This is a genomic window from Streptomyces sp. NBC_01017 (genome assembly GCF_045162795.1).
Lineage (GTDB): Bacteria > Actinomycetota > Actinomycetes > Streptomycetales > Streptomycetaceae > Streptomyces > Streptomyces machairae.
In genome coordinates this window covers 11,327,113-11,344,715 of the sequence record NZ_CP108683.1, presented here as the reverse complement: position 1 = coordinate 11,344,715, position 17,603 = coordinate 11,327,113, and the positions used below count along the sequence as shown (strand labels likewise).

Below are 17,603 nucleotides of genomic sequence, written 5' to 3'. Positions count from 1 at the left end.
AGGCCTCGGCCCGGCGAGCGAACCGACGCAGCCACCCCCGCACCGTCGACTGCGGCCGCCCCAGCCGGTCCGCGATCCGGCGGTGCCCGACGCCGGATGCCTTCATCTCCACGGCGGACCCGATCACCTCGACCACGTCCGCCCGCCGCGACAAGCCACTGACCGGCAGCAACACGTGCGTCAGCCCGCACCTCGAGCACCGGGAACGGCGCGGCCGTACGTCCAGACGAACATCACCCGCCCCGCGCAGCCCCCGCGGCCGGGCCCATCCCCACGGTGTCAGCACCCCGCCACACGACGGACACCTCAACTCTCCTGCCGCCAGACGCCGTTCGACATCACCGGCAACCGCCTCTACCGTGATCAAAGCGCCTCCGGGCGCACCCGAACGGCACTCCCGGCTTCGCGACCAACGACAACGGGAGGGCCGTTTCCCGATCAAGACATGGTCACCGTTCCCCTCGGCACCCCGGAGATCAACCCACCCGCAACGATCAGCCCACGTTGCCGACTCGGTCAGTCCTGTCGGTCGCCGGTGTAGCGGTAGATGTTGCCGGCTGCGTTGACGCCCCAGACGGTGCCGTCGGCCGCTGCCCCGATGTCGGTGAGGCTGCCGGTGATTTGGTTCCAGGGGCTGGAGGTGCGCTCGTCGTAGCCGGAGAAGCTGTAGATGCCGCCTCCGGAGTTGACGCCCCACACGTTCGTCCGTGACCCGGCCGCGATGCGGGTCAAGTTGCCGGAGATCTCGGACCAGTGATTCTTGTCGTTCTGGTCGCCGGCGTAGCGGTAGATGTTCCCCGCTGCGTTGACGCCCCAGACGGTGCCGTCGGCACCGGCCCCGATGTCGGAGAGGCTGCCCGGGATCTTGACCCAGGGGCTCGGGGTGAGGAAGTCGAAGCCGGAGACTTGTAGATGTTCCCCGCTGCGTTGACGCCCCACACGTTCGTGCGCGACCCGACCGCGATGCGGGTCAGGTTGCCGGGAATCTGGACCCACTGGTCGGCGCTTTCCTCCTGGTCGCCGGCGTAGCGGTAGATGTTCCCCGCTGCGTTGACGCCCCAGACGGTGCCGTCGGCGCCGGCCCCGATGTCGGAGAGGCTGCCCGGGATCTGGATCCACGGGCTGGAGGCGAGGTCGTCGTAGCCGGAGAACTTGTAGATGTTGCCGGCGGCGTTGACGCCCCACACGTTGGTCCGGGACCCAGCAGCGATCGCTGTGAGGTTCCCGCGGATCTGCTTCCACTCGGGCATGCCTGGCTACCTTCCGTCGAGAATGACACTCACAGTGTCGCCACCATCACATAGGGTCACGCATGGATGGGATGACAGTCGGACCTGAAATCGATGTTTGGCTGCGGGTCAGTCCATAAGCGTTGATGGTGACGCCCTGACCGCCACATTTATCGGCCTGATCAGGCGTCACTCGTACGAGCAACGGCGCCTGCCCAGTCCACAAGGAAGCCCAAGCAGGCTGTCGTGGAGATACGCCCGAAGAAGCCTTCGTCGGGCGTGCGAGAACCATGACACTCCTGCCCGAATACGGCACCGAACCGGAACGCAGCTGAACTACTCTGCCATCCATCACAGAAGGTCCCGACTCGGCTGGCGGCCGGGTCCGGGCTCTCCGCGTCCGGCGCGCTGGCACATCATGCGGCCGGGCGGACCGTGCCGGGCGACCACCCTCGTTAGTAGGCGCCGTACACGTTGTTGATCGATCCGTAGCGGTCGGCGGCGTAATTGCACGCAGCCGTGATGTTGGCGACCGGGTCGAAGGGGTCCCACAAGGTGCCGGGCACGTGGTAGGCGGTGAAGGTGGGGGCGATGACCTGCAGAAGCCCCTTGGAGGGGGTGCCGGCCCTCGCGTTGGAGTCCCAATTGTTGACAGCCCACCGGTTGCCCGAGGACTCACGCATGATGTTGCGGTGGATGCCGTGGTAGGAGCCGGGAATGCCGTGGAGCGCCATGACGTCCAGCGACTGGCGGATCCAGCCGTCAAGGTTGTCCGGATAGATCCTGCCCGCAGCCGGACCCTCTGCCCTGTACCGGCTGACAACAAGTTTCATGCCCGGCCGTATGAGTGACGGGTTGTCACCCACGATGGTGCGGTTGTCCGCATAGAGCTGTTTCCAGCCGCCCTTCAGCTCATGCATCCTGGCGATCCTGTGGAGGGTTTCACCGGCGGCCACGGTATGGTTCACCGCGCCCTTCTGCGCCGCCGGCAGGGCGGACTTCGCGGCCGCGTTCACTTGCGTGACGGCCGGAGCCGACGCCGTGGCGGCACCCGCATCAGTCGCACTGATGACGGGCAGGGCCATCGCGATCCCGCTCGTTCCCACGGCTGCGAACCGGCGGTTGATCAGGGAGTTCTTCGGTCGGCGATGTCTGCCTTTTCCAGGCATGGCACAGTCCTATCTGGCGTCGACAAGGCGAGGTCTGGGGCCGGAGCCGAAATGTCTCCGGCGTTGAGCTTCACCCCGGCGGTCCGCACGTCGGCACCGTCGTCGAACCGGCGGTTTCCGCTCCGGCTGGGGGCAAGATGCGTCATGGCCGCGGTGTTCGGGAGAACCGCCGCAAAATGCGGCGTACACCCGGATTGCGCGGAACCGTAGGTGAGCCAAATCCACAGGGCAAGCCCCGGAGTCTGCTCGAGCGGGCCGGGCCAGCTTCTCCAACTGGGCCAACCTGAACGGCACTTACCCAAGAACACGCTCTCCCCGGCAGTTCACACGTGATGCATGTCACGGGCCGCGGCGGCCGAAAAGTGGCAGATCTGCGCGGCTTGATCCGGCCGGACCTCTTCCGGGGCAAAGGGACTTGCCCCATCGGGCGGCGCACTGCGGCCCGACGGGCGGCGTCACCCTTCAGCAAGCCGTGCCGGGCGAGGCCCTGCCGTCGCGCAAGTGGCTGCCGCACGGCCCGGCGGCAGGGGACGGAAAACCGTCACCGGCCGGAGCGCAGAGCGCCAGCAGGGGGCCACGCGGCCGGCAGCCGCCCCGGTCCGGCGCACAGCACCCGCCGTGACCGGACCTCTGCCCCTGGCCGGTTTTGATGTTGTGCGCGGTGCGGTACGTGCTGGGGGGCGGGGGAGGCGGCTGTGTCCGCCGCACGTGTTGTCACGTGAGCGGGTGGTCGTAGGATGTTACTCGAGTTGATCATTTCTTGGGGGGCTGTCCTGGGGGCGTGTCGCCGTCGTACCAGGGCCACCAGTACCCGGCGGAGGGGCGTTGTCACATTGTCGGTGGCGGGGTGGGATGATCTTCGGGTTGGTGTCCGGGGAGGGAGCCGGTGGTGTCGGATGCGGGGCCGTCGTACAAGAACCACCGGTACCCGGTGGAGGTCATCTCGCACTGCGTGTGGCTGTACTTCCGCTTCCCGCTCAGCTACCGCGAGGTCGAGGAGCTGATGCTGGAGCGCGGCGTCCTCGTCTCCCACGAGACGATCCGCCGCTGGTGTGTGAAGTTCGGCCAGGCCTACGCCACCGGTCTGCGCCGCAGGCGTCCGCAGCCCGGTGACAAATGGCATCTCGACGAGGTCTTCATCAAGACCGGTGGGAAGCAGAAGTACCTGTGGCGGGCCGTCGACACCGACGGCAGCGTTCTCGACATCCTCGCGCAGAACCGGCGCGACAAGGCCGCGGCCAGGCGGTTCTTCCGCCGGCTGCTGAAGAGGACCGGGCAGGTGCCCAGGGTGATGATCACCGACAAGCTGAAGTCCTACGGTGCCGCGCACCGGGAGGTGATGCCGTCGGTGGAGCACCGCTCGCACAAGGGGCTGAACAACCGGGCGGAGAACTCCCACCAGCCGACCAGGCAGCGCGAACGCGCGATGAAAGGATTCCGCAGCCCGGGCGCGGCGCAGCGCTCCTGTCCGCGTTCACCGGGATCTCACCCCACTTCCGCCCCTACCGCCACCTCATGACCGCCGGCCGGTACCGCCTCGAGATGACGATCCGCTTCACGATCTGGAACCACATCACCGGCAGCATCGGCATGCCCGCCACCGGCTGAACCACGGGACGCACCGGGCCCTCGCACGCCCCGACGCGCCATCAGCCGACCACACCCCCAACAACGTGACAACGCCCTTGCGGTGCATAATCTGGTGGCTCCGCGCTCTGCTATGCGCGGCGCGATGTCTGGGTGGCGGCCAGCAGATTCCGGATCTCGGTGACGCTCTTTCCGGTGCGTTCAGCGATGCGAGCGACTGGTTCCCCGGCCCGGTACGCGGTGACGATCGCCGCGGTCAGGTTCCGGCGGGCCGCGTGGACGGTTTCCTGCGCGTCGCGCAGGGTCTGGGCTGCCGTGTGACAGCACCCCGGGCAGCGCGAACCCGCGATGAAAGGCTTCCGGTCCGCCGGATCCGCACAACGGTCCCTGTCCGCGTTCACCAGGAACCCACCCCACTTCAGACCCCACCGGCACCTGGCGACCGCCGGCCGGCACGAGCCTGCCCACCACGACCTGAACCACAGGCCGCCCCGCCCCCGGTCACACCCCCAGCCGATCACGCCCCCGACAACAGCAGCACCCTCCTGGGAGGGCCCGCCGTCCCTGCCCCCTGCCCCCCAGGGCAGAGCCGGATACGGTCACGGACCGCACAATGCGATGCAGGACAACCGGCCCCTTGCTCCGCAAAGGGCCGAACAGCGCCTCCGCTCCCGCCCTTCCCCCAGCCCGGGACACAGAAGGGGGGCGGGGCCAGGAGAACGGAACAGACACGATATGGAGAACTACCCCCCTCCTGCCACCGGCAGCGCCGGTGGTACCGGGCAGGACGGCAACAAGGAGGAAACCATCCTCCAGGCGATCCTCCTCCAGTCCACCACCGTTCAAAACCCCGATCTCCAATGGCTTGGCCACCAGCTCCAGGCCCACTACAACGATGACGACCTCGATCATGAGCTGTGGCTGTGCCAGATGTACGGGAATTCTCCCACCGTGGCGAATCTGTGCGGCACCCGCCCCATTACTGCCGCTGAGGCCGAGGATGCCTGGGACGATCTCGTCGGCGCCTACTACACGTGGTACAACACCGTCTACCAGCCGGCCGCCGCCGGTGACATACCCGGCAGCGGGCAGAGCGGTGCAACCACCTCCGTGCAAAACCAGCCCACCCACGACGCATGGACCGACGACGACACGGCATGGCTCACCGACTTCCTCAACGCCTGCACACAGGGCGAATACCCCCGCAATGAGGCAGGCCTGTGGACGTTCTTCGTCGACGGCGAAGAGATTGACGAGCGCGTAGCGGAGGCGTTCATCGACCGGGCACGCCTGCACCACGGCGGGGCCGACGCGCTCGCGCAGGTCCTGGCAGACACCCACCCCGCAACCGAACCCGTATCCGCCCCACAACAGCAGATCCAAGGGGCCGGCTACGTCTGGACACCCGATCCCGCCCCACAACCCGCATCCGCCGCACCCCCATCCCTCCACCCCCACCCCCACCCCGCCACACCCGCCTGGTCACAGATGGACGAAGACGTCCTCATCCGCTGGCTCGACTGGCTTGCCCAGATGGACCAGCAACCCACATGGAACACCATCGCCAACGGCCTGGCGCAACTCCTGGCAAGCGAAGACATCCACGACGACCCCACAGCCTGGTGGACCACAGCCTGGGAGTCTTCCGGCGGGCGGATCGCATACCTGCGGCAATACCACCACCGCCAGCGAGCCGACGCTTCCATAACCCTCGACGCACAAATCACCTACGCCTGGGAATCCACCCGCCGGTGGGCCCTCGCAAACCAGCAACAGCAAACCCAAAACCAGCCCCAGGCCCAGCCACCCGCATACACCTGGACCCCCGACCAACAGCAGGACCAGCCCCAGCAACCCGCATACACCTGGGTCCCCGACCCGCAGACCCAGCAGCAGCACTACCCCCAGCCAGCCCCGCAGACCCACCCGCCAGCACAAAACCCGCAGGCCCACCCCCGAAACCAGCCCACACCCCACCCGGCTCCACCACCCTCGAGCGGACAACCCAAGCCCCTCAAGCGGAAACAACCCACACCCGACCCCAACCTCACTGGATCCAAAGGCAACCAAGGTAAACGCCAACGCCAACGCGCCGTTGGCGAAAACGCTTTCAGCCGGAAAATTTGGAAACTGCGCGAGGATCTAGACCTGACACAGAAGGAGCTTGCAAAAGAGTTGGGTGTCGGAAGCAGCGTTATATCGAGAGGCGAGTCCGGCATCTACATCGATCCGGACACGGCACACCGCTGGATCCAGGCGGCGACAGACAACCCAAAAATTCGAGAAGAGCTTCAAACGCTCTATAACGCAATATACCAAGACGGGAGAGAAGGCAGGGAAGACGCAAAGAAGGCGTTCTCGAAACGGATGCAGCAGCTCCGCGAGGAGAGGGGACTCGTCCAAGCAGAGGTCGAAGCTGGAATCGACGTACCGGAAAAGAGCCTTACGAATTGGGAGTATGGGAGACCACCAGCAGCAGCAGAGAGAGCTAACAGGTGGATCAACTTCCTGACGGCAGGACTGCAAGACAGGGAAAGCGTCCGCACGGAGCTGCGCCGGCTCTACGAGAAGGCAATGGGGCGGAAGTTTTCGTGGACCGACTGACCCTCGATCCACCGCATGATGATCGGCCTGTGGACAGAGAAATAGGAAGAGTACAGCAGTCGTCGAGGATCTCTCCGACGGCCTCACGCAGCCGCTGGGCAATCTCGTCGGCGGTGTCCATCAGCGTCATTGCAACTCGTTCCCCGCCGAGGAACTTTGGCGGCTTTCGAGCTCGCCATAAATTGAGCGTGAATTAGTACTGATCTTTATGGTCGTGCTTGACGATCTGTCAGGTCGAGCATAAAGGCAGCATGGGGACTTCGAATACAGCGCGTTGGGGGCCGGTTGAGCGGGAGGCACGGCGGATGCAGGCTGCCGACCCGTTCGAACAGGGTGTGCGGCAGGTGCAGGTGGTCCGGTTGCTGGGGGTGTCGCGGCAGGCGGTCGGGCAGTGGCATGCGGCGTGGCGGGAGGGCGGTCGTGAGGCGCTGGTGGCGCGGCCGAACCGAACCCACTTCCATCTGACGGCGCAGCAGGAGCAGGAGTTGCTGCGTGGGTTGCGGCTGGGGGCGTCGGCGCACGGCTGGGAGGGCCAGGGCTGGACGCTGTCGCGCATCGCACGGGTGATCGAGGAGAAGTACGGGGTGCGGTTCTCGGTGCCGGGGGTGTGGTACCTCATGGACCGTCTGGGCTGGTCGTGGCAGGTTCCGAAGACGCAGGCCCTCCAGCGTGATGAGGAGGCGATCGCCGCATGGCGCACGAGGACGTGGCCGGCGGTGTCTCATCCGCCCAAGCCGTGACCGAGGGGCGCTGGATCGTCTTCGAGGACGAGTCGGGGGCGGCGCTCGCCGGGGTGGTCCGCCGCACCTGGGGGCGGCGGGGCGTCACCCCGGTGATCAAGCTGAACGGAGCGCGCGGGGACCGGGAGAACATGGTGGCGTTCGTGGCCTACCGGCCCGGCTTCGAGCCGAGGCTGCTCGTGTGGCACAAGAGCCGTGAGGGATATACCAAGGAGCACTTCCCGCTCCTGCTGACCATGCTCCACGCCCGCCTCGGCGGCCTTATCACGCTCGTATGGGACAACTACTCCAGCCACACCAGCGCCGAGGTGCGCGAGTGGGCCAAGGGGCAGGAGCACTGGCTGCGGATCGTCCAGCTGCCGCCGTACGCCCCCGAGCTGAACCCGGTGGAGCTCCTGTGGAAGATCGTCAAAGATATCCTCGCGAACCGTGCATTCCGTTCGATTCCTGAGCTGGCGGAGGCAGCCGAGGCAGCCCTCAGCAAGATCAAGAAAACACCGCATCTCCTGCGTGGATTCCTTGCCGGGACCGGACTGGCATTGCTGGAGTGACCGTCAAGCGCTGAGATAAAGATCAGTAGACGCCGGCCGGGCACGCTGGACCGCCAACCGGAGTGGGAGACGGCACTCAAGGAGGCCGACGAGCACTGGAACCCGCAGTGGCCGGCGGACTGGCATCGGCAGTACGCCGCGCTCCTGGAGTTGGTGCGCGATGAGTGCCCGTTTCCGAAGTCGCTGAAGTGATCTCTCGCGAGGCCTAGCCTGGTGGTGTGGCCGATGGTGATGGCCGGGTGCCTGCCCGGTACTGCCTGGCTTGTGGTGAACGGCTTCGGCCGGACGCCGGCCCGAGGGTCCGGTTCTGTTCAGCGGTGTGTCGTTCCAGGCAGTGGCATCAGGCCCGCCGGGTGCGGGCGAGGGTAGCGGCCCTGCGGGACGTCCGGGACTCTGCCGAGTGTCCGTCGTGCGGGGCACGATGGACGCCGGGGGTGGAGCATCCGGCTGGGACGCTCTACTGCTCGCCGAAGTGCCGCACGAGGGCCTGGCGGCAGCGACAGGAAGCGTCCGGGACGGCGTCACAGTGACGCTGATGCGAACGCTTCTCTTGTCCAACTCCGACCGAGTATGACCGAGTTGACGTCAAGTCTTGTTGACGATCTCCCGGCAGGTGGACGCTCCAGGCGAGCAAGGGGCCGTGGGTCTCTTCGCGGTCCTGAGCGCCGCACCCGGCCCCGCAAGGGGTGGTGATCACCATGCCCATGAACCCCGGTCAGGTCACTCGGCAGCGCTATGACGAGATGGTCGCCGCAGACCGTCAGCTGGTCTCTCGGGCGTGGTCCGGAGGCGCCTGCCGCTTTGCCGAACCGTACGTGGAGTTTGCCGGCCCACGCGTTCGTACGCCTGCGCTACCCGACCGAGATCCGCGCCCTGTACGGCATGACGGTGGATGATCCGCTGGACCGCTTCAACCGGCTGCGCCACGTGTGGGACGAGCCTTCCCGCCGGCTGCCGCCCACGGCCGAGCGCCTGGCCGCGCCTTCTTGCGCGGCTCCGCTGGCGCTCCGCCAGATTCTCCCGCAAGCGGGAGAATCGAATTCCGCAAGCGGAATTCTCCTGCGTTCCACAGTTGAGCGGGGTTCTCGGGGATCCGGCGGGATATCGATGCAGGTCAGGGCGCCGGACCTAGCGCGAGAAACTGAAATCGCCTAGTGGCACGACTTGTCCACCCCAGTGTCGATGAACTTGTTGGATGCCCGTATCGTCTAGGCTCCGGACTCCTATCCCTGACCCACGGTGCAAAGTAGCCATCGGCCCTCTGTCCGTCCTAGTTGCCTTGCGCCCGGCCTGTTCGTTAGGGAACGAGAGTCGACGGAGGGGCGGGGACGTTCATCAAGCTCGGAGTCTTCCTGAGTAACAGCAAGAGCAGGCGCGCCAAGCTGAGTGCCGAGAAGCTCCAGGCACTGGCAGGCCTCGGGCTGGAGTGGGCAGCGGGGTAGCGACCCGTCGGAGACAGCGCGAGGGGCCATGCCGGAGTCGGCGTGGCCCCTCGCGCTGTGTCAGGTGCAGGCCCTCTTCGCCCGGGCGGTCAGGGCATCGCGCAGGATGCCGTCGGGCGTACGTGCCATGCGCAGCAGTTCGCGGATCACCTCTGCCTTGTCCCAGCGAACGCCGGTCTGAACCCTCAGATCCAGGAGCCATTGGTCGATCTCGTGGGACTCGATCGGTGAGGGCGTCGAGGCCTTGGACAGCTACCTGCCGTCGCACGTCGCGGAGCTGGCCCGGAAGGTCGCCGGTGCTGGAGGAGCCACAGCTGGCCACCGCGTGACGGCGGGGGTCGCACCGTCGTTGGACCATGCGCCCCCGAGCCGGGCCCCGGGGACGTCATGGCTGATCCCCCGGGGCCCCGTGGCGTTGTGCGTGGGCGCTACTGCACCAGCACTCCGAGAGCCTGCTCGGCCATCTGGACACCCATCGTGGCGGCCATGGTGGCGCCGCCCTCCAGGAGCTTGTCCTTGAGCTGGGTGGTGAACTGCCGCAAGCGGCCCGGCTCGGGATTCTCCAAGGTCGCTTCGTCGTGGAGGTCCTGAGCGACGCGCTCCAGCGCCGCACGGTCCGGCTCGGGCATGCCCAGCGTGGGGCTGATCTGGCCGACGTACCCGGCCAGTTGGACGAACAGTGTCGGGTCGACGCCGTCGGTGTTGTTCTGGGTGAAGTGCTGCTGCTCGCCGATGATGACGCCCTTGGCGTTCGGCAGGTAGTTGTTGTATGTGGTGCCGGGGCTGGGCTGGTTGATGTGGTCCTGCACGCTTCCTCCTGCCAGGGCCGCAGCTGACGCCCTGGGGTGTGATGGTGACCGTGGCGGGGTCGGTGTCGATGCGTTCGATCAGCTTGTGCTCTGCCAGGTAGGCGAGTGCTTCGTACAGGTCGTCGCCGGAGAGGGCGGATCCGGCGAAGTAGGAGGCGGGCGCGGTGAAGAAGAGCGCCGGGCCGACGGGCTGCTGGTTGCCAGCGGTGTCGAATAGCCACCGCTGGAAGGCGTCCATGGTGTAGCGGAGCCGTGCGGCGCGGTCTGTCCGCAGCTTCTTCAGCCGGTGGATCGCGGCCCGGCCCCCGTCGGTGAGGTGAACGTCCGGGGCATCGTCGAAGCCGCGCCCGCCGCGGATCAGATCGCGCTGCTCCAGCTCGTAAGCGAGCACGGAGGCGTCCTCGCCGTGCAGCTGCTGTTCTTCGACGAACCGGGTGACGTCGACGTAGTGCGAGGGATTCTGCTGGGCCTGCTCATCCAGCCACAGCAGGAGCCGGGCCAGGATCGGGGCGCCTTCGCCGGTGTCACGGCCGGGCACAAAGCCTCCGTCGGCAGACGGCTCCGTCTGGATCGGCGTTCGCCGGGCCGCGCGCTCTAGCCCTTGGCGATCTCCTTGAGGTGCTTCTCGATCGCGCGCTGATTGATGGAGTTGCGGGCCACGTTGCCCTCCCGTCGCAGATGACTCAGCGCCAAGGGTAGGGAGGGGGTCTGACAATGGGTCGTCTGTTCCGTCGCGGTCATGACGGGGCGCTGGTTGGTGCTGCGTCGTGAAGGCCCGAAGCTGTTCGCGCTGCCGTGCTTACGCGCCGAAAGCATCAACCGCTACGACCGGGCGGTGCGCGAGGGCGACATGGCAGTACTCACCGGGATCTGCCCGGGCAAGCACGACTTCACCTGCGCTACTGCCGCGCCGGGTGCTACGCCTCCATGATGGCGAGATGAACTTGCCGTCCGGAGTGCCAGTTTTCAAGCTTCGGGATGCCATCGCGGAGGCGCTGTGGGCTCATGTCAAAGCCAACCGGCTTGCGGCGGTGTGCGAGTACCTGGGGCTCGCCCCGCAGCAGCCAGACGAGGATCCGTACAACAGCAAGAGGTCCTATGTTCACACCCGGCTGGAGGACAAGCCCCTCCCCGAACTGATGGCGATAGCCCGTCGAGTGGTCGGTGAGTATGGCGACGACGACCTGCAGCAGCTGCTGGCTCAGATGGGACTGCACGGCGTCTCCGGGGAACTGAAGAACCTGATCTTCGCTGCCGACGGTCCTAAGCCGCAGATCGTGCTGCCAGACTCCATCAGCAACACCATCCGCATCGTCAAGAACGAACAGTATTGCCTGGTGTACGACCAGCCGCTCGAGGACCGTGGGCTGAGCTGGCAGGACTTGGTCACCTGGTGGGTTCGCCAGCATCCCGAGCACGCAGACGACCCGACACAGGCGCGGATCTCACTACGGGAACGGTTGCGGCGCTCGCTGGGCGACAACGGTGCTGAGCTGCTGGTGTTCGACACCTACCTCAAGCTCGGCTTCAACCTTCCGGCGCTCATTCCCCAGGTCTATCTCCACTACGACCCCTACACCATCAGCGAGTTGGGCGGGGCCAGCCGCCTTGCCCGCCAGCGGATGGACTTCCTGTTGCTGATGAACCATCGGGCCCGCGCGGTCATCGAGGTCGATGGCATCCAGCACTACGCCCGCGCCGCCGGCCGCTCTGTGGCGCAGCAGGCGGGCGCGGGCTGGCTGACAGATCCTGTGCGCTATGCCTCGATGGTGGCGGAGGACCGCGAGCTCACGCTCCAGGGCTATGAGGTCTACCGCATCGGCGGCCAGGAGCTGTGCGATGACGCTGCTGCCGAATTGCTCACTGACTTCTTCGTCCGTCTCCTGCGACGCCACGGACATCCCGAATCGAAGTGACTGCCACTGGCGAATACGCCAGGCTCCGCGTCTGGGACTCTGCTGCGCAATTGGTGAGGTCTATGCGGTGAGTTGGTAGGCGAGGCGTTCGAGGCGGCTGGTGCGGACCCGGCGGAGGGGGTGGTCGCTCCAGTAGGCGTCCAGCCGCACCACGTTGACCGCGGCCGCGGAGAAGGCGTGCTGGAGGCGGACCTTGGGCAGCCCGCGGTAGCGGGCCCGGCGGATGCCGGTGACGTCCAGGGCCTGGTTGACGGTGCCCTCGATGCCGGCTCGCAGGGCGTACTTGGTCCGCCGGGCCGGAGTGTCCTGCTCGGTGCGGGCCTTGGCGGTGGTCTCGTGGATCTCCTTGGGCCGCAGGGTGAGCATGCGGTTGCCGCGGACGGCGCTGGTGCACCGGTCCTTGACCGGGCAGCTGCCGCAGTCGGACTTGGCGAACTCGATGACGATGGCGTCGCGTCCGTGCTGGGTGACGGGATGCCGGCCGGTGCTGGCGTGTCCTTCGGGGCAGCGGACGGTCCGGGTCGTCCAGTCGATGCGGAAGGCGCTCTTGGCGAACCCCTCGGCGGCCCTGGCCTGCGAGGAGTGGTTGGCCAGCAGCGGGGTGACCATGGCGATGCCGTTCTTCGCGGCGGCGGTGACCAGGTCGGCCGAGGGGTAGCCGGAGTCGAGGTAGTGCTCGCCCGGAGCGAGGCCGCGTTCGGCGAGCCGCTGCTGGATACCGGCCGTGGCCTTCACATCCGGCACGGTGGCGTCGGTGGTGCGCACGAAGGCGGTCTACCGGTTCTTCCGCCGCTGGCAGGCGTCCAAGAAGGGAAGACCTCTCAGTTCCCGTGGCGGAGCAGGCGAGGAGGGGTTGGGGCCGAGCTTGCGCCGAAGCAGTCATGTGACTGCCAGGACGATGGCTGTGTAGTGCGCGGTGAAGGCGGCGATGGTGAGGGCGTGGAAGACCTCGTGAAAGCCGAACCAGGCCGGTGAAGGGTCAGGGCACTTGAGTCCGTACACGACGGCGCCCGCGGTGTAGAGCAGACCACCGGCAATAACGAGTACGACCACTGCGGTGCCGCCGGTGCGCGCGAAGTCGGGCACGTAGAAGACGGCCACCCAGCCCAGGACGATGTAGCACGGGGTGTACAGCCACCGGGGAGCCCCGATCCACAGCGTGCGGAAGGCGATGCCGGCCAAGGCGCCTGCCCACACCACGGCCAGCAGCACCAGCTGCTGGCCCGCGGGCAGCAGCAGTACCGCCAACGGGGTGTACGTGCCGGCGATGATCAGGAAGATGTTCGCGTGGTCCAACCGCCTCAAGACCGCCTCCCCGCCCGGACCCCACGTTCCGCGGTGGTAGACCGCGCTGATACCGAACAGCAGGCAGGCCGACAGCGCGTACACCGAGCAGGCCGCCACTGCCGCGGCCGAGCGCGAAGCAGCGATCAGGACGATGCCGCCGACCAGCGAGAGGGGGAACACGCCGACGTGCAGCCAGCCGCGCATCCTCGGCTTCAGCACAGTCGCCGCGCGCTCCACCCCGCCTTCCAGGGCGGCGCTCTGCCCGGCAGTCAGCCGGCCGGATGTGCCAACAGGCGCATCAACCGCGGGAGGCCGCAGGGCGTCGGGCGTGGTGCCGGAGCGGGGCTGGGACTTCCGCCCGTGTGCCGGCGGCTGAGCATCTTCGGCGATCATGCGTCCATATTCTGAAATCGGAGGAAGAATACGGCCCGGCGCGTCGCCCCGGACTGCGGGTCAGATGTTGGCCGCGTTCCGGGATGCCGCGCGGCGGTGTTCGGCGTTGATGCGCTGGGCTTCTTCGAGTTGGTCTTCGAGGATGACGATGCGGCAGGCGGCCTCGATGGGGGTGCCCTGGTCGACGATTTCCCGGGCGCGGGCGGCGATGCGGAGCTGGTAGCGGGAGTAGCGGCGGTGGCCGCCCTCGGAGCGCAGGGGGGTGATCAGGCGGTGTTCGCCCAGGGCGCGGAGGAAGCCGGGGGTGGTGCCGAGCAACTCGGCGGCCCGGCCCATGGTGTAGGCGGGGTAGTCGTCGTCATTGAGACGGCCGAACGAATCGTCTGATGTCATTTGCACCTCTTTGTGGAACACGCTGAGGGGCCCTGGTGCCGTATGGCACCAGGGCCCCGAAAGAACTGTTACACCATCTACCGGCCCTGGTACTGCGCCGGCTTTCTGTTTCCGCCGACCAGACTTGGGAGCTGTCGGGTGTACGGGGATCGCGGTTGCTTGACCGGAGACCACCTCACTATCGATGTCCTGCGGTACCCGGGCTCAAGACTTCCGCCCGGGCGATCCTGATGGCGCTCGGCTCCTCCGTTCTTCCCTCTTGATGAACTACTTACCAACGGGGACTGCGTACTACTGGTGATGCGAACTGCTGGTGACCTGAGTAAGCGCCACTCTTCGGCAGCCAGCCCCGTCGCCCGTCCTGCGTCTGCACTGGCTTAGAACCCCACTGCCGAACTTCCCGGTGCGCGCGTCCGCAGCCGACGCCTTCACCGAGGTACCGCTCACTGACTGCTGGTACTGCGAACTGCACTTACTGGACTGCCACTGCGTTACTGCTCATGGTGGCCCCCTGATCACTGCGGGCCACCCGGTCCGGTCGTCAGTCCCGTCGCCGCCTGCGACATCCCTGGCTCCGGAACTCCACCACCGCACCGTCCTGCGCACTGCAACTACGTGTCCTGCGGGTACTACTGCCCGGCAGTTCATCTCTGCCAGGCCTCGTTGATCTCGGCTACGAGAGAAACCATAACCACACCACCGACCCATGTCTACTCCAGCTGGCATAGATTTCCGCGCGTTCGACAATGAGGTAATCGACCTCGAACAGCGAAAAGGGACAGGCGCAAAGCGGCTATCTGCGGGGGTTAACAGCCGCAGCCCGGGGCACAGGCACCACGCAGACAGGACCGGGCAGGGACGATCCAGAGACCAGCCTGATCTGATGAACACGATGAGCGTCGACATCGCAACCGCCCGATCCACGGCATCCCTCGCCGGCGCACGCGAAAGCACCCGGGGCTTCCTCGACCGCCTCGTGCGCCCGATCGCAGCGGAGGCCGCCGACACCGTGGTCCTGGTCGTCTCGGAGCTCGTCACCAACGCCCTGCGCCACGGCGGCGGCACCTGCACCCTCGACCTGACCGCGGACCCGGACAGCATCGAGGTAGCCGTCCACGACCCCAGCCCCCAGGCCCCGCGCCTGCGCACCCCCGACCTGAACGGCGGCACCGGAGGCTTCGGCTGGCCCATGGTCAACCGCCTCGCCCGCGCTACCGCCGTCACCCGCCGCACGCCCGGCGGCAAGACCGTCAGCGCCCTCCTCGCCCGGCATCAACGTGCGCGGGCCCGGCTTGCGTAGCGGCGGCTACCTCATCGGGCCCGGCTCGATCGTCGGCGGTGTGCGGTATGTCGTCGAGCATGATCTACCGGTGGCGCAGCTACCGGAGTGGATCGCCTCCAGGCTCGCCGCCGGGGGTGTGGCCGGAGTCAGAGACGATCGAGGCGTGGCAGGGGCGGGTGGGGGTTGAGCGAGGCACCGTCCGCCGACCGGACCCGGCACAGGCACTGTGTTGGAGCAGCCGGGCCCCAGGCACCGCATCCGTTTGGAGGCCACAGCAACCACCTCGTTTCCGGCTGGACGCCCGCAGGCCTGCGGGCCGGGCCGTCCCTACTACCGGGTGTACCCGGCCGGATCGATCCGCACGCCTTGTGCCCTGGGCAGCCGGAAACCGCCACGACGAGGCTGCACGGTCGGCATGCAGCGACGGGAGGAGACACGAAGGCCTCCCGCAGTCCACACTGGAGGCACGTCCGCACGAGGAAGGAGGGAACCCATGAGCGTAGCCATGGCCGATCACATCGGCCCGTGGACCGTGGACCAGGTTCTCGCCCTCCCCGAGGACCGGCGCACCCGCTACGAGCTCCTCGGAGAAACCCTCCTCATGACGCCCGCCCCAGGCATCCGCCACCAACGGGCTAGCTTCAGGCTCCACCTCGCCCTGGATGCGGCCGTACAAGCCGCAGGCGCCGCAGTCGAGGTCTTGGAGGCCGTCAACGTGATCACGGTGGACGGCCTGTTTGTGCCCGACGTCGTTGTGGCCGACGCCGGCGCCACCGCGGAGGACACCGCCAGCATCAGCGCCGACGCCGTACAGCTGGTCGTCGAGTTGGTGTCACCCGGGAACGCCCAGGTAGACCGGACGCTCAAGCCACTCGCCTATGCGCACGCCGGAATCCCCTACTTCTGGCGGCTCGAATTTGTCCCGGCACCCCGCCTGATCATGATGCGTCTCGATCAGGGCCGATACATCGAGCAGGCCACCGCCCTGCCCGGCACCACCACGACCGTCAACGAGCCGTTCCCCTTCTCCATCGACCCCGCGGGCATCGCCCAGCAGTAGCGGACGTCTCCCTTCCCCTCCGGGGCCGGCGGGGTCTCGCCGGGGTTTACGTGGCGGGTGCTTGGCCGACTACGGGTGTCGTCGTTGTGCGCGTACTCAAGGGCCGGCGAGGAGGGGAGGAGTGCCCGGCGGGGGCTCGGTTCGCCGACCGCCGCGGTTGTGCCGTGGGTGCGGTGGTCCGCTGATGCCCACGGCGAAGACGACGGCGGTGTTCTGTTCGTCCGCCTGCCGCTCGCGGCACTGGCGGCGGATGCGGCGGGCGAGGGCTCGGACCGAGGCGGTGAAGGCCGGCGTGACGGCCTCGTGTCCGCAGTGTGGGGCGGTGTGGACGGTCGGTGTCGACCGCCCGGTCTCCGCGGTCTACTGCTCTCCCGCCTGCCGGACGGCGTCCCGAGCCGGTTGGTGAGGGGTGACCGCTACCCCCACGCCCGCCAGCAGGCGCACCTCCTCAAGGAACACGCCACCGGCGGGGGCTTCATCGGCGCTCAGCCGCAGCCATGGCAGCCTTCCATCCGTTGAGGTACGAAGCCTTCTTCTCGACGGCGGACGGCATGGCCCGCCGCATCCTGTCGATACAGCGCTCCTCAACGGCGCGGGCGATACACTCGCTCTCCGCGTTGCACCTGTCTCTGTACTGGCAGTCGCAGTCGGTCATGATTCCTCCACCCTCACGTCCGTGGCGCGCACTGTGCCCCGCACCCCTTTGTCGAAGTCGACGACGCAGACAGCCATGAAGCTGCCCTGGGCGGGGATGAACTTCACTACCGTCCCCTTGTCGCCCTGGTACCGCACGCGGTCCTCTGCTGTGAACTCGGTCATTCGTCTCTCCTCAGTAGTGCGTCACAGGCGGCCACCCCGAAATTGTCGGGGTCCTTATTGAAGGCCTCGGCGATTTCATCGGCCAGGCGGTTGGCGTAGACGTCAAGCATGGCCTCCCACTTCATCCCGTTGGCGTGCAACAGGGCCATTTCGCCCGCTAGTTTCTTTCTCATTTTATCCTTGCCCATCGCTCGGGGTTCTTGGCGGCCATCTCGGCGGTATGGGTGTCGCCGCTACTCAGGTCCTCATTGGCCAAAACCCAGTGCATCATCCCATCCGAGTGCCCTGCGATTCGTCTTCCGCTTGAGTTCCCGTACCGCTG

The 17,603-nt window shown here is 67.1% G+C and carries 18 protein-coding genes and 3 pseudogenes; 9 read left to right on the top strand and 12 right to left on the bottom strand.

The genetic code is table 11. The features are described from left to right. Positions 1-10 precede the first annotated feature (10 nt). The 4 genes and pseudogenes from OG331_RS52210 to OG331_RS52195 form a co-directional block, all read right to left on the bottom strand. Positions 11-106: pseudogene (locus OG331_RS52210) on the bottom strand (helix-turn-helix domain-containing protein); the annotation flags it as partial. Between the two features lie 410 nt (positions 107-516). Beyond that, positions 517-939: a tectonin domain-containing protein gene (locus tag OG331_RS52205; RefSeq protein WP_406190290.1), complete on the bottom strand. Its 423-nt coding sequence runs from the start codon at positions 937-939 to the stop codon at positions 517-519. Between the two features lie 11 nt (positions 940-950). Beyond that, positions 951-1,250: pseudogene (locus OG331_RS52200) on the bottom strand (tectonin domain-containing protein); the annotation flags it as partial. A gap of 434 nt (positions 1,251-1,684) precedes the next feature. Beyond that, the gene (locus OG331_RS52195) at positions 1,685-2,398 is read right to left on the bottom strand and encodes a LysM peptidoglycan-binding domain-containing protein (protein ID WP_406190293.1); all 714 of its coding nucleotides are present in this window, start codon (positions 2,396-2,398) and stop codon (positions 1,685-1,687) included. An 886-nt stretch (positions 2,399-3,284) separates the two neighbouring features. On the opposite strand from OG331_RS52195, the pseudogene OG331_RS52190 reads away from it, so the two are divergent. Further along, positions 3,285-4,006, top strand: a pseudogene (locus tag OG331_RS52190) (IS6 family transposase). Positions 4,007-4,116: 110 nt separating this feature from the next. Here OG331_RS52190 and OG331_RS52185 read toward each other — a convergent pair. Then, positions 4,117-4,386: a hypothetical protein gene (locus tag OG331_RS52185; RefSeq protein ID WP_406190296.1), complete on the bottom strand. Its 270-nt coding sequence runs from the start codon at positions 4,384-4,386 to the stop codon at positions 4,117-4,119. Positions 4,387-4,720: 334 nt separating this feature from the next. Here OG331_RS52185 and OG331_RS52180 point away from each other — a divergent pair, with 334 nt between their 5' ends. From OG331_RS52180 to OG331_RS52170, 3 genes are all read left to right on the top strand, one after another. After that, positions 4,721-6,589, top strand: coding sequence for a helix-turn-helix domain-containing protein (locus OG331_RS52180; protein WP_406190299.1), 1,869 nt, complete (start codon positions 4,721-4,723; stop codon positions 6,587-6,589). Between the two features lie 251 nt (positions 6,590-6,840). After that, complete coding sequence (locus OG331_RS52175; RefSeq protein ID WP_406190302.1) at positions 6,841-7,329, top strand: winged helix-turn-helix domain-containing protein; 489 nt, start codon at positions 6,841-6,843, stop codon at positions 7,327-7,329. Next, positions 7,281-7,880: an IS630 family transposase gene (locus tag OG331_RS52170; RefSeq protein ID WP_406190305.1), complete on the top strand. Its 600-nt coding sequence runs from the start codon at positions 7,281-7,283 to the stop codon at positions 7,878-7,880. The genes OG331_RS52175 and OG331_RS52170 overlap by 49 nt, the downstream gene beginning before the upstream one ends. 1,870 nt (positions 7,881-9,750) lie before the next feature. Here the strand turns inward: OG331_RS52170 and OG331_RS52165 are convergent. After that, positions 9,751-10,131, bottom strand: coding sequence for a hypothetical protein (locus tag OG331_RS52165; protein WP_406190308.1), 381 nt, complete (start codon positions 10,129-10,131; stop codon positions 9,751-9,753). Between the two features lie 286 nt (positions 10,132-10,417). On the opposite strand from OG331_RS52165, the gene OG331_RS52160 reads away from it, so the two are divergent. The 3 genes from OG331_RS52160 (at position 10,418) to OG331_RS52150 (ending at position 12,047) form a co-directional block, all read left to right on the top strand. Next, positions 10,418-10,729, top strand: coding sequence for a hypothetical protein (locus OG331_RS52160; RefSeq protein WP_406190311.1), 312 nt, complete (start codon positions 10,418-10,420; stop codon positions 10,727-10,729). 141 nt (positions 10,730-10,870) lie between these two features. Further along, on the top strand, positions 10,871-11,062 hold the full coding sequence (locus OG331_RS52155) for a hypothetical protein (RefSeq protein WP_406190314.1): 192 nt from the start codon (positions 10,871-10,873) through the stop codon (positions 11,060-11,062). 7 nt (positions 11,063-11,069) lie between these two features. Then, complete coding sequence (locus OG331_RS52150) at positions 11,070-12,047, top strand: hypothetical protein (RefSeq protein ID WP_406190317.1); 978 nt, start codon at positions 11,070-11,072, stop codon at positions 12,045-12,047. A gap of 60 nt (positions 12,048-12,107) precedes the next feature. Here OG331_RS52150 and OG331_RS52145 read toward each other — a convergent pair whose 3' ends face one another. The 3 genes from OG331_RS52145 to OG331_RS52135 all read right to left on the bottom strand — a co-directional run bounded on the left by OG331_RS52145 (position 12,108) and on the right by OG331_RS52135 (position 14,120). Then, positions 12,108-12,812, bottom strand: a complete 705-nt coding sequence (locus tag OG331_RS52145) for a transposase (RefSeq protein WP_406190320.1) — start codon at positions 12,810-12,812, stop codon at positions 12,108-12,110. A gap of 114 nt (positions 12,813-12,926) precedes the next feature. After that, positions 12,927-13,727, bottom strand: a complete 801-nt coding sequence (locus OG331_RS52140; protein WP_406190323.1) for a hemolysin III family protein — start codon at positions 13,725-13,727, stop codon at positions 12,927-12,929. Between the two features lie 60 nt (positions 13,728-13,787). Then, complete coding sequence (locus OG331_RS52135) at positions 13,788-14,120, bottom strand: MerR family transcriptional regulator (RefSeq protein WP_406190326.1); 333 nt, start codon at positions 14,118-14,120, stop codon at positions 13,788-13,790. An 883-nt stretch (positions 14,121-15,003) separates the two neighbouring features. Between OG331_RS52135 and OG331_RS52130 the strand changes: the two genes are divergently transcribed. Together OG331_RS52130 and OG331_RS52125 are read left to right on the top strand one after the other, a co-directional pair. After that, positions 15,004-15,420: an ATP-binding protein gene (locus tag OG331_RS52130; protein ID WP_406190329.1), complete on the top strand. Its 417-nt coding sequence runs from the start codon at positions 15,004-15,006 to the stop codon at positions 15,418-15,420. Between the two features lie 475 nt (positions 15,421-15,895). Continuing rightward, a complete protein-coding gene (locus tag OG331_RS52125; RefSeq protein ID WP_406190332.1) occupies positions 15,896-16,462 on the top strand; it encodes a Uma2 family endonuclease in 567 nt (188 codons plus the stop codon). A 475-nt stretch (positions 16,463-16,937) separates the two neighbouring features. Here the strand turns inward: OG331_RS52125 and OG331_RS52120 are convergent, their stop codons facing one another. The 3 genes from OG331_RS52120 to OG331_RS52110 are packed head-to-tail and all read right to left on the bottom strand — an operon-like array spanning position 16,938 to position 17,469. Continuing rightward, on the bottom strand, positions 16,938-17,117 hold the full coding sequence (locus OG331_RS52120) for a hypothetical protein (RefSeq protein WP_406190335.1): 180 nt from the start codon (positions 17,115-17,117) through the stop codon (positions 16,938-16,940). Continuing rightward, on the bottom strand, positions 17,114-17,281 hold the full coding sequence (locus OG331_RS52115; protein ID WP_406190338.1) for a hypothetical protein: 168 nt from the start codon (positions 17,279-17,281) through the stop codon (positions 17,114-17,116). Before OG331_RS52115 ends, OG331_RS52120 begins: the two co-directional genes overlap by 4 nt. After that, on the bottom strand, positions 17,278-17,469 hold the full coding sequence (locus OG331_RS52110) for a hypothetical protein (RefSeq protein WP_406190340.1): 192 nt from the start codon (positions 17,467-17,469) through the stop codon (positions 17,278-17,280). The genes OG331_RS52115 and OG331_RS52110 overlap by 4 nt, the downstream gene beginning before the upstream one ends. Positions 17,470-17,603: the final 134 nt, after the last annotated feature.

Coding starts and splice junctions, on each gene's coding strand:
- OG331_RS52110 (WP_406190340.1), bottom strand. CDS start 17,469: ATGGGCAAGGATAAAATGAGAAAGAAACTAGCGGGCGAAATGGCCCTG.
- OG331_RS52135 (WP_406190326.1), bottom strand. CDS start 14,120: ATGACATCAGACGATTCGTTCGGCCGTCTCAATGACGACGACTACCCC.
- OG331_RS52130 (WP_406190329.1), top strand. CDS start 15,004: ATGAACACGATGAGCGTCGACATCGCAACCGCCCGATCCACGGCATCC.
- OG331_RS52170 (WP_406190305.1), top strand. CDS start 7,281: ATGGCGCACGAGGACGTGGCCGGCGGTGTCTCATCCGCCCAAGCCGTG.
- OG331_RS52175 (WP_406190302.1), top strand. CDS start 6,841: ATGGGGACTTCGAATACAGCGCGTTGGGGGCCGGTTGAGCGGGAGGCA.
- OG331_RS52125 (WP_406190332.1), top strand. CDS start 15,896: ATGAGCGTAGCCATGGCCGATCACATCGGCCCGTGGACCGTGGACCAG.
- OG331_RS52155 (WP_406190314.1), top strand. CDS start 10,871: ATGACGGGGCGCTGGTTGGTGCTGCGTCGTGAAGGCCCGAAGCTGTTC.
- OG331_RS52180 (WP_406190299.1), top strand. CDS start 4,721: ATGGAGAACTACCCCCCTCCTGCCACCGGCAGCGCCGGTGGTACCGGG.
- OG331_RS52115 (WP_406190338.1), bottom strand. CDS start 17,281: ATGACCGAGTTCACAGCAGAGGACCGCGTGCGGTACCAGGGCGACAAG.
- OG331_RS52150 (WP_406190317.1), top strand. CDS start 11,070: ATGAACTTGCCGTCCGGAGTGCCAGTTTTCAAGCTTCGGGATGCCATC.
- OG331_RS52120 (WP_406190335.1), bottom strand. CDS start 17,117: ATGACCGACTGCGACTGCCAGTACAGAGACAGGTGCAACGCGGAGAGC.
- OG331_RS52140 (WP_406190323.1), bottom strand. CDS start 13,727: ATGATCGCCGAAGATGCTCAGCCGCCGGCACACGGGCGGAAGTCCCAG.
- OG331_RS52195 (WP_406190293.1), bottom strand. CDS start 2,398: ATGCCTGGAAAAGGCAGACATCGCCGACCGAAGAACTCCCTGATCAAC.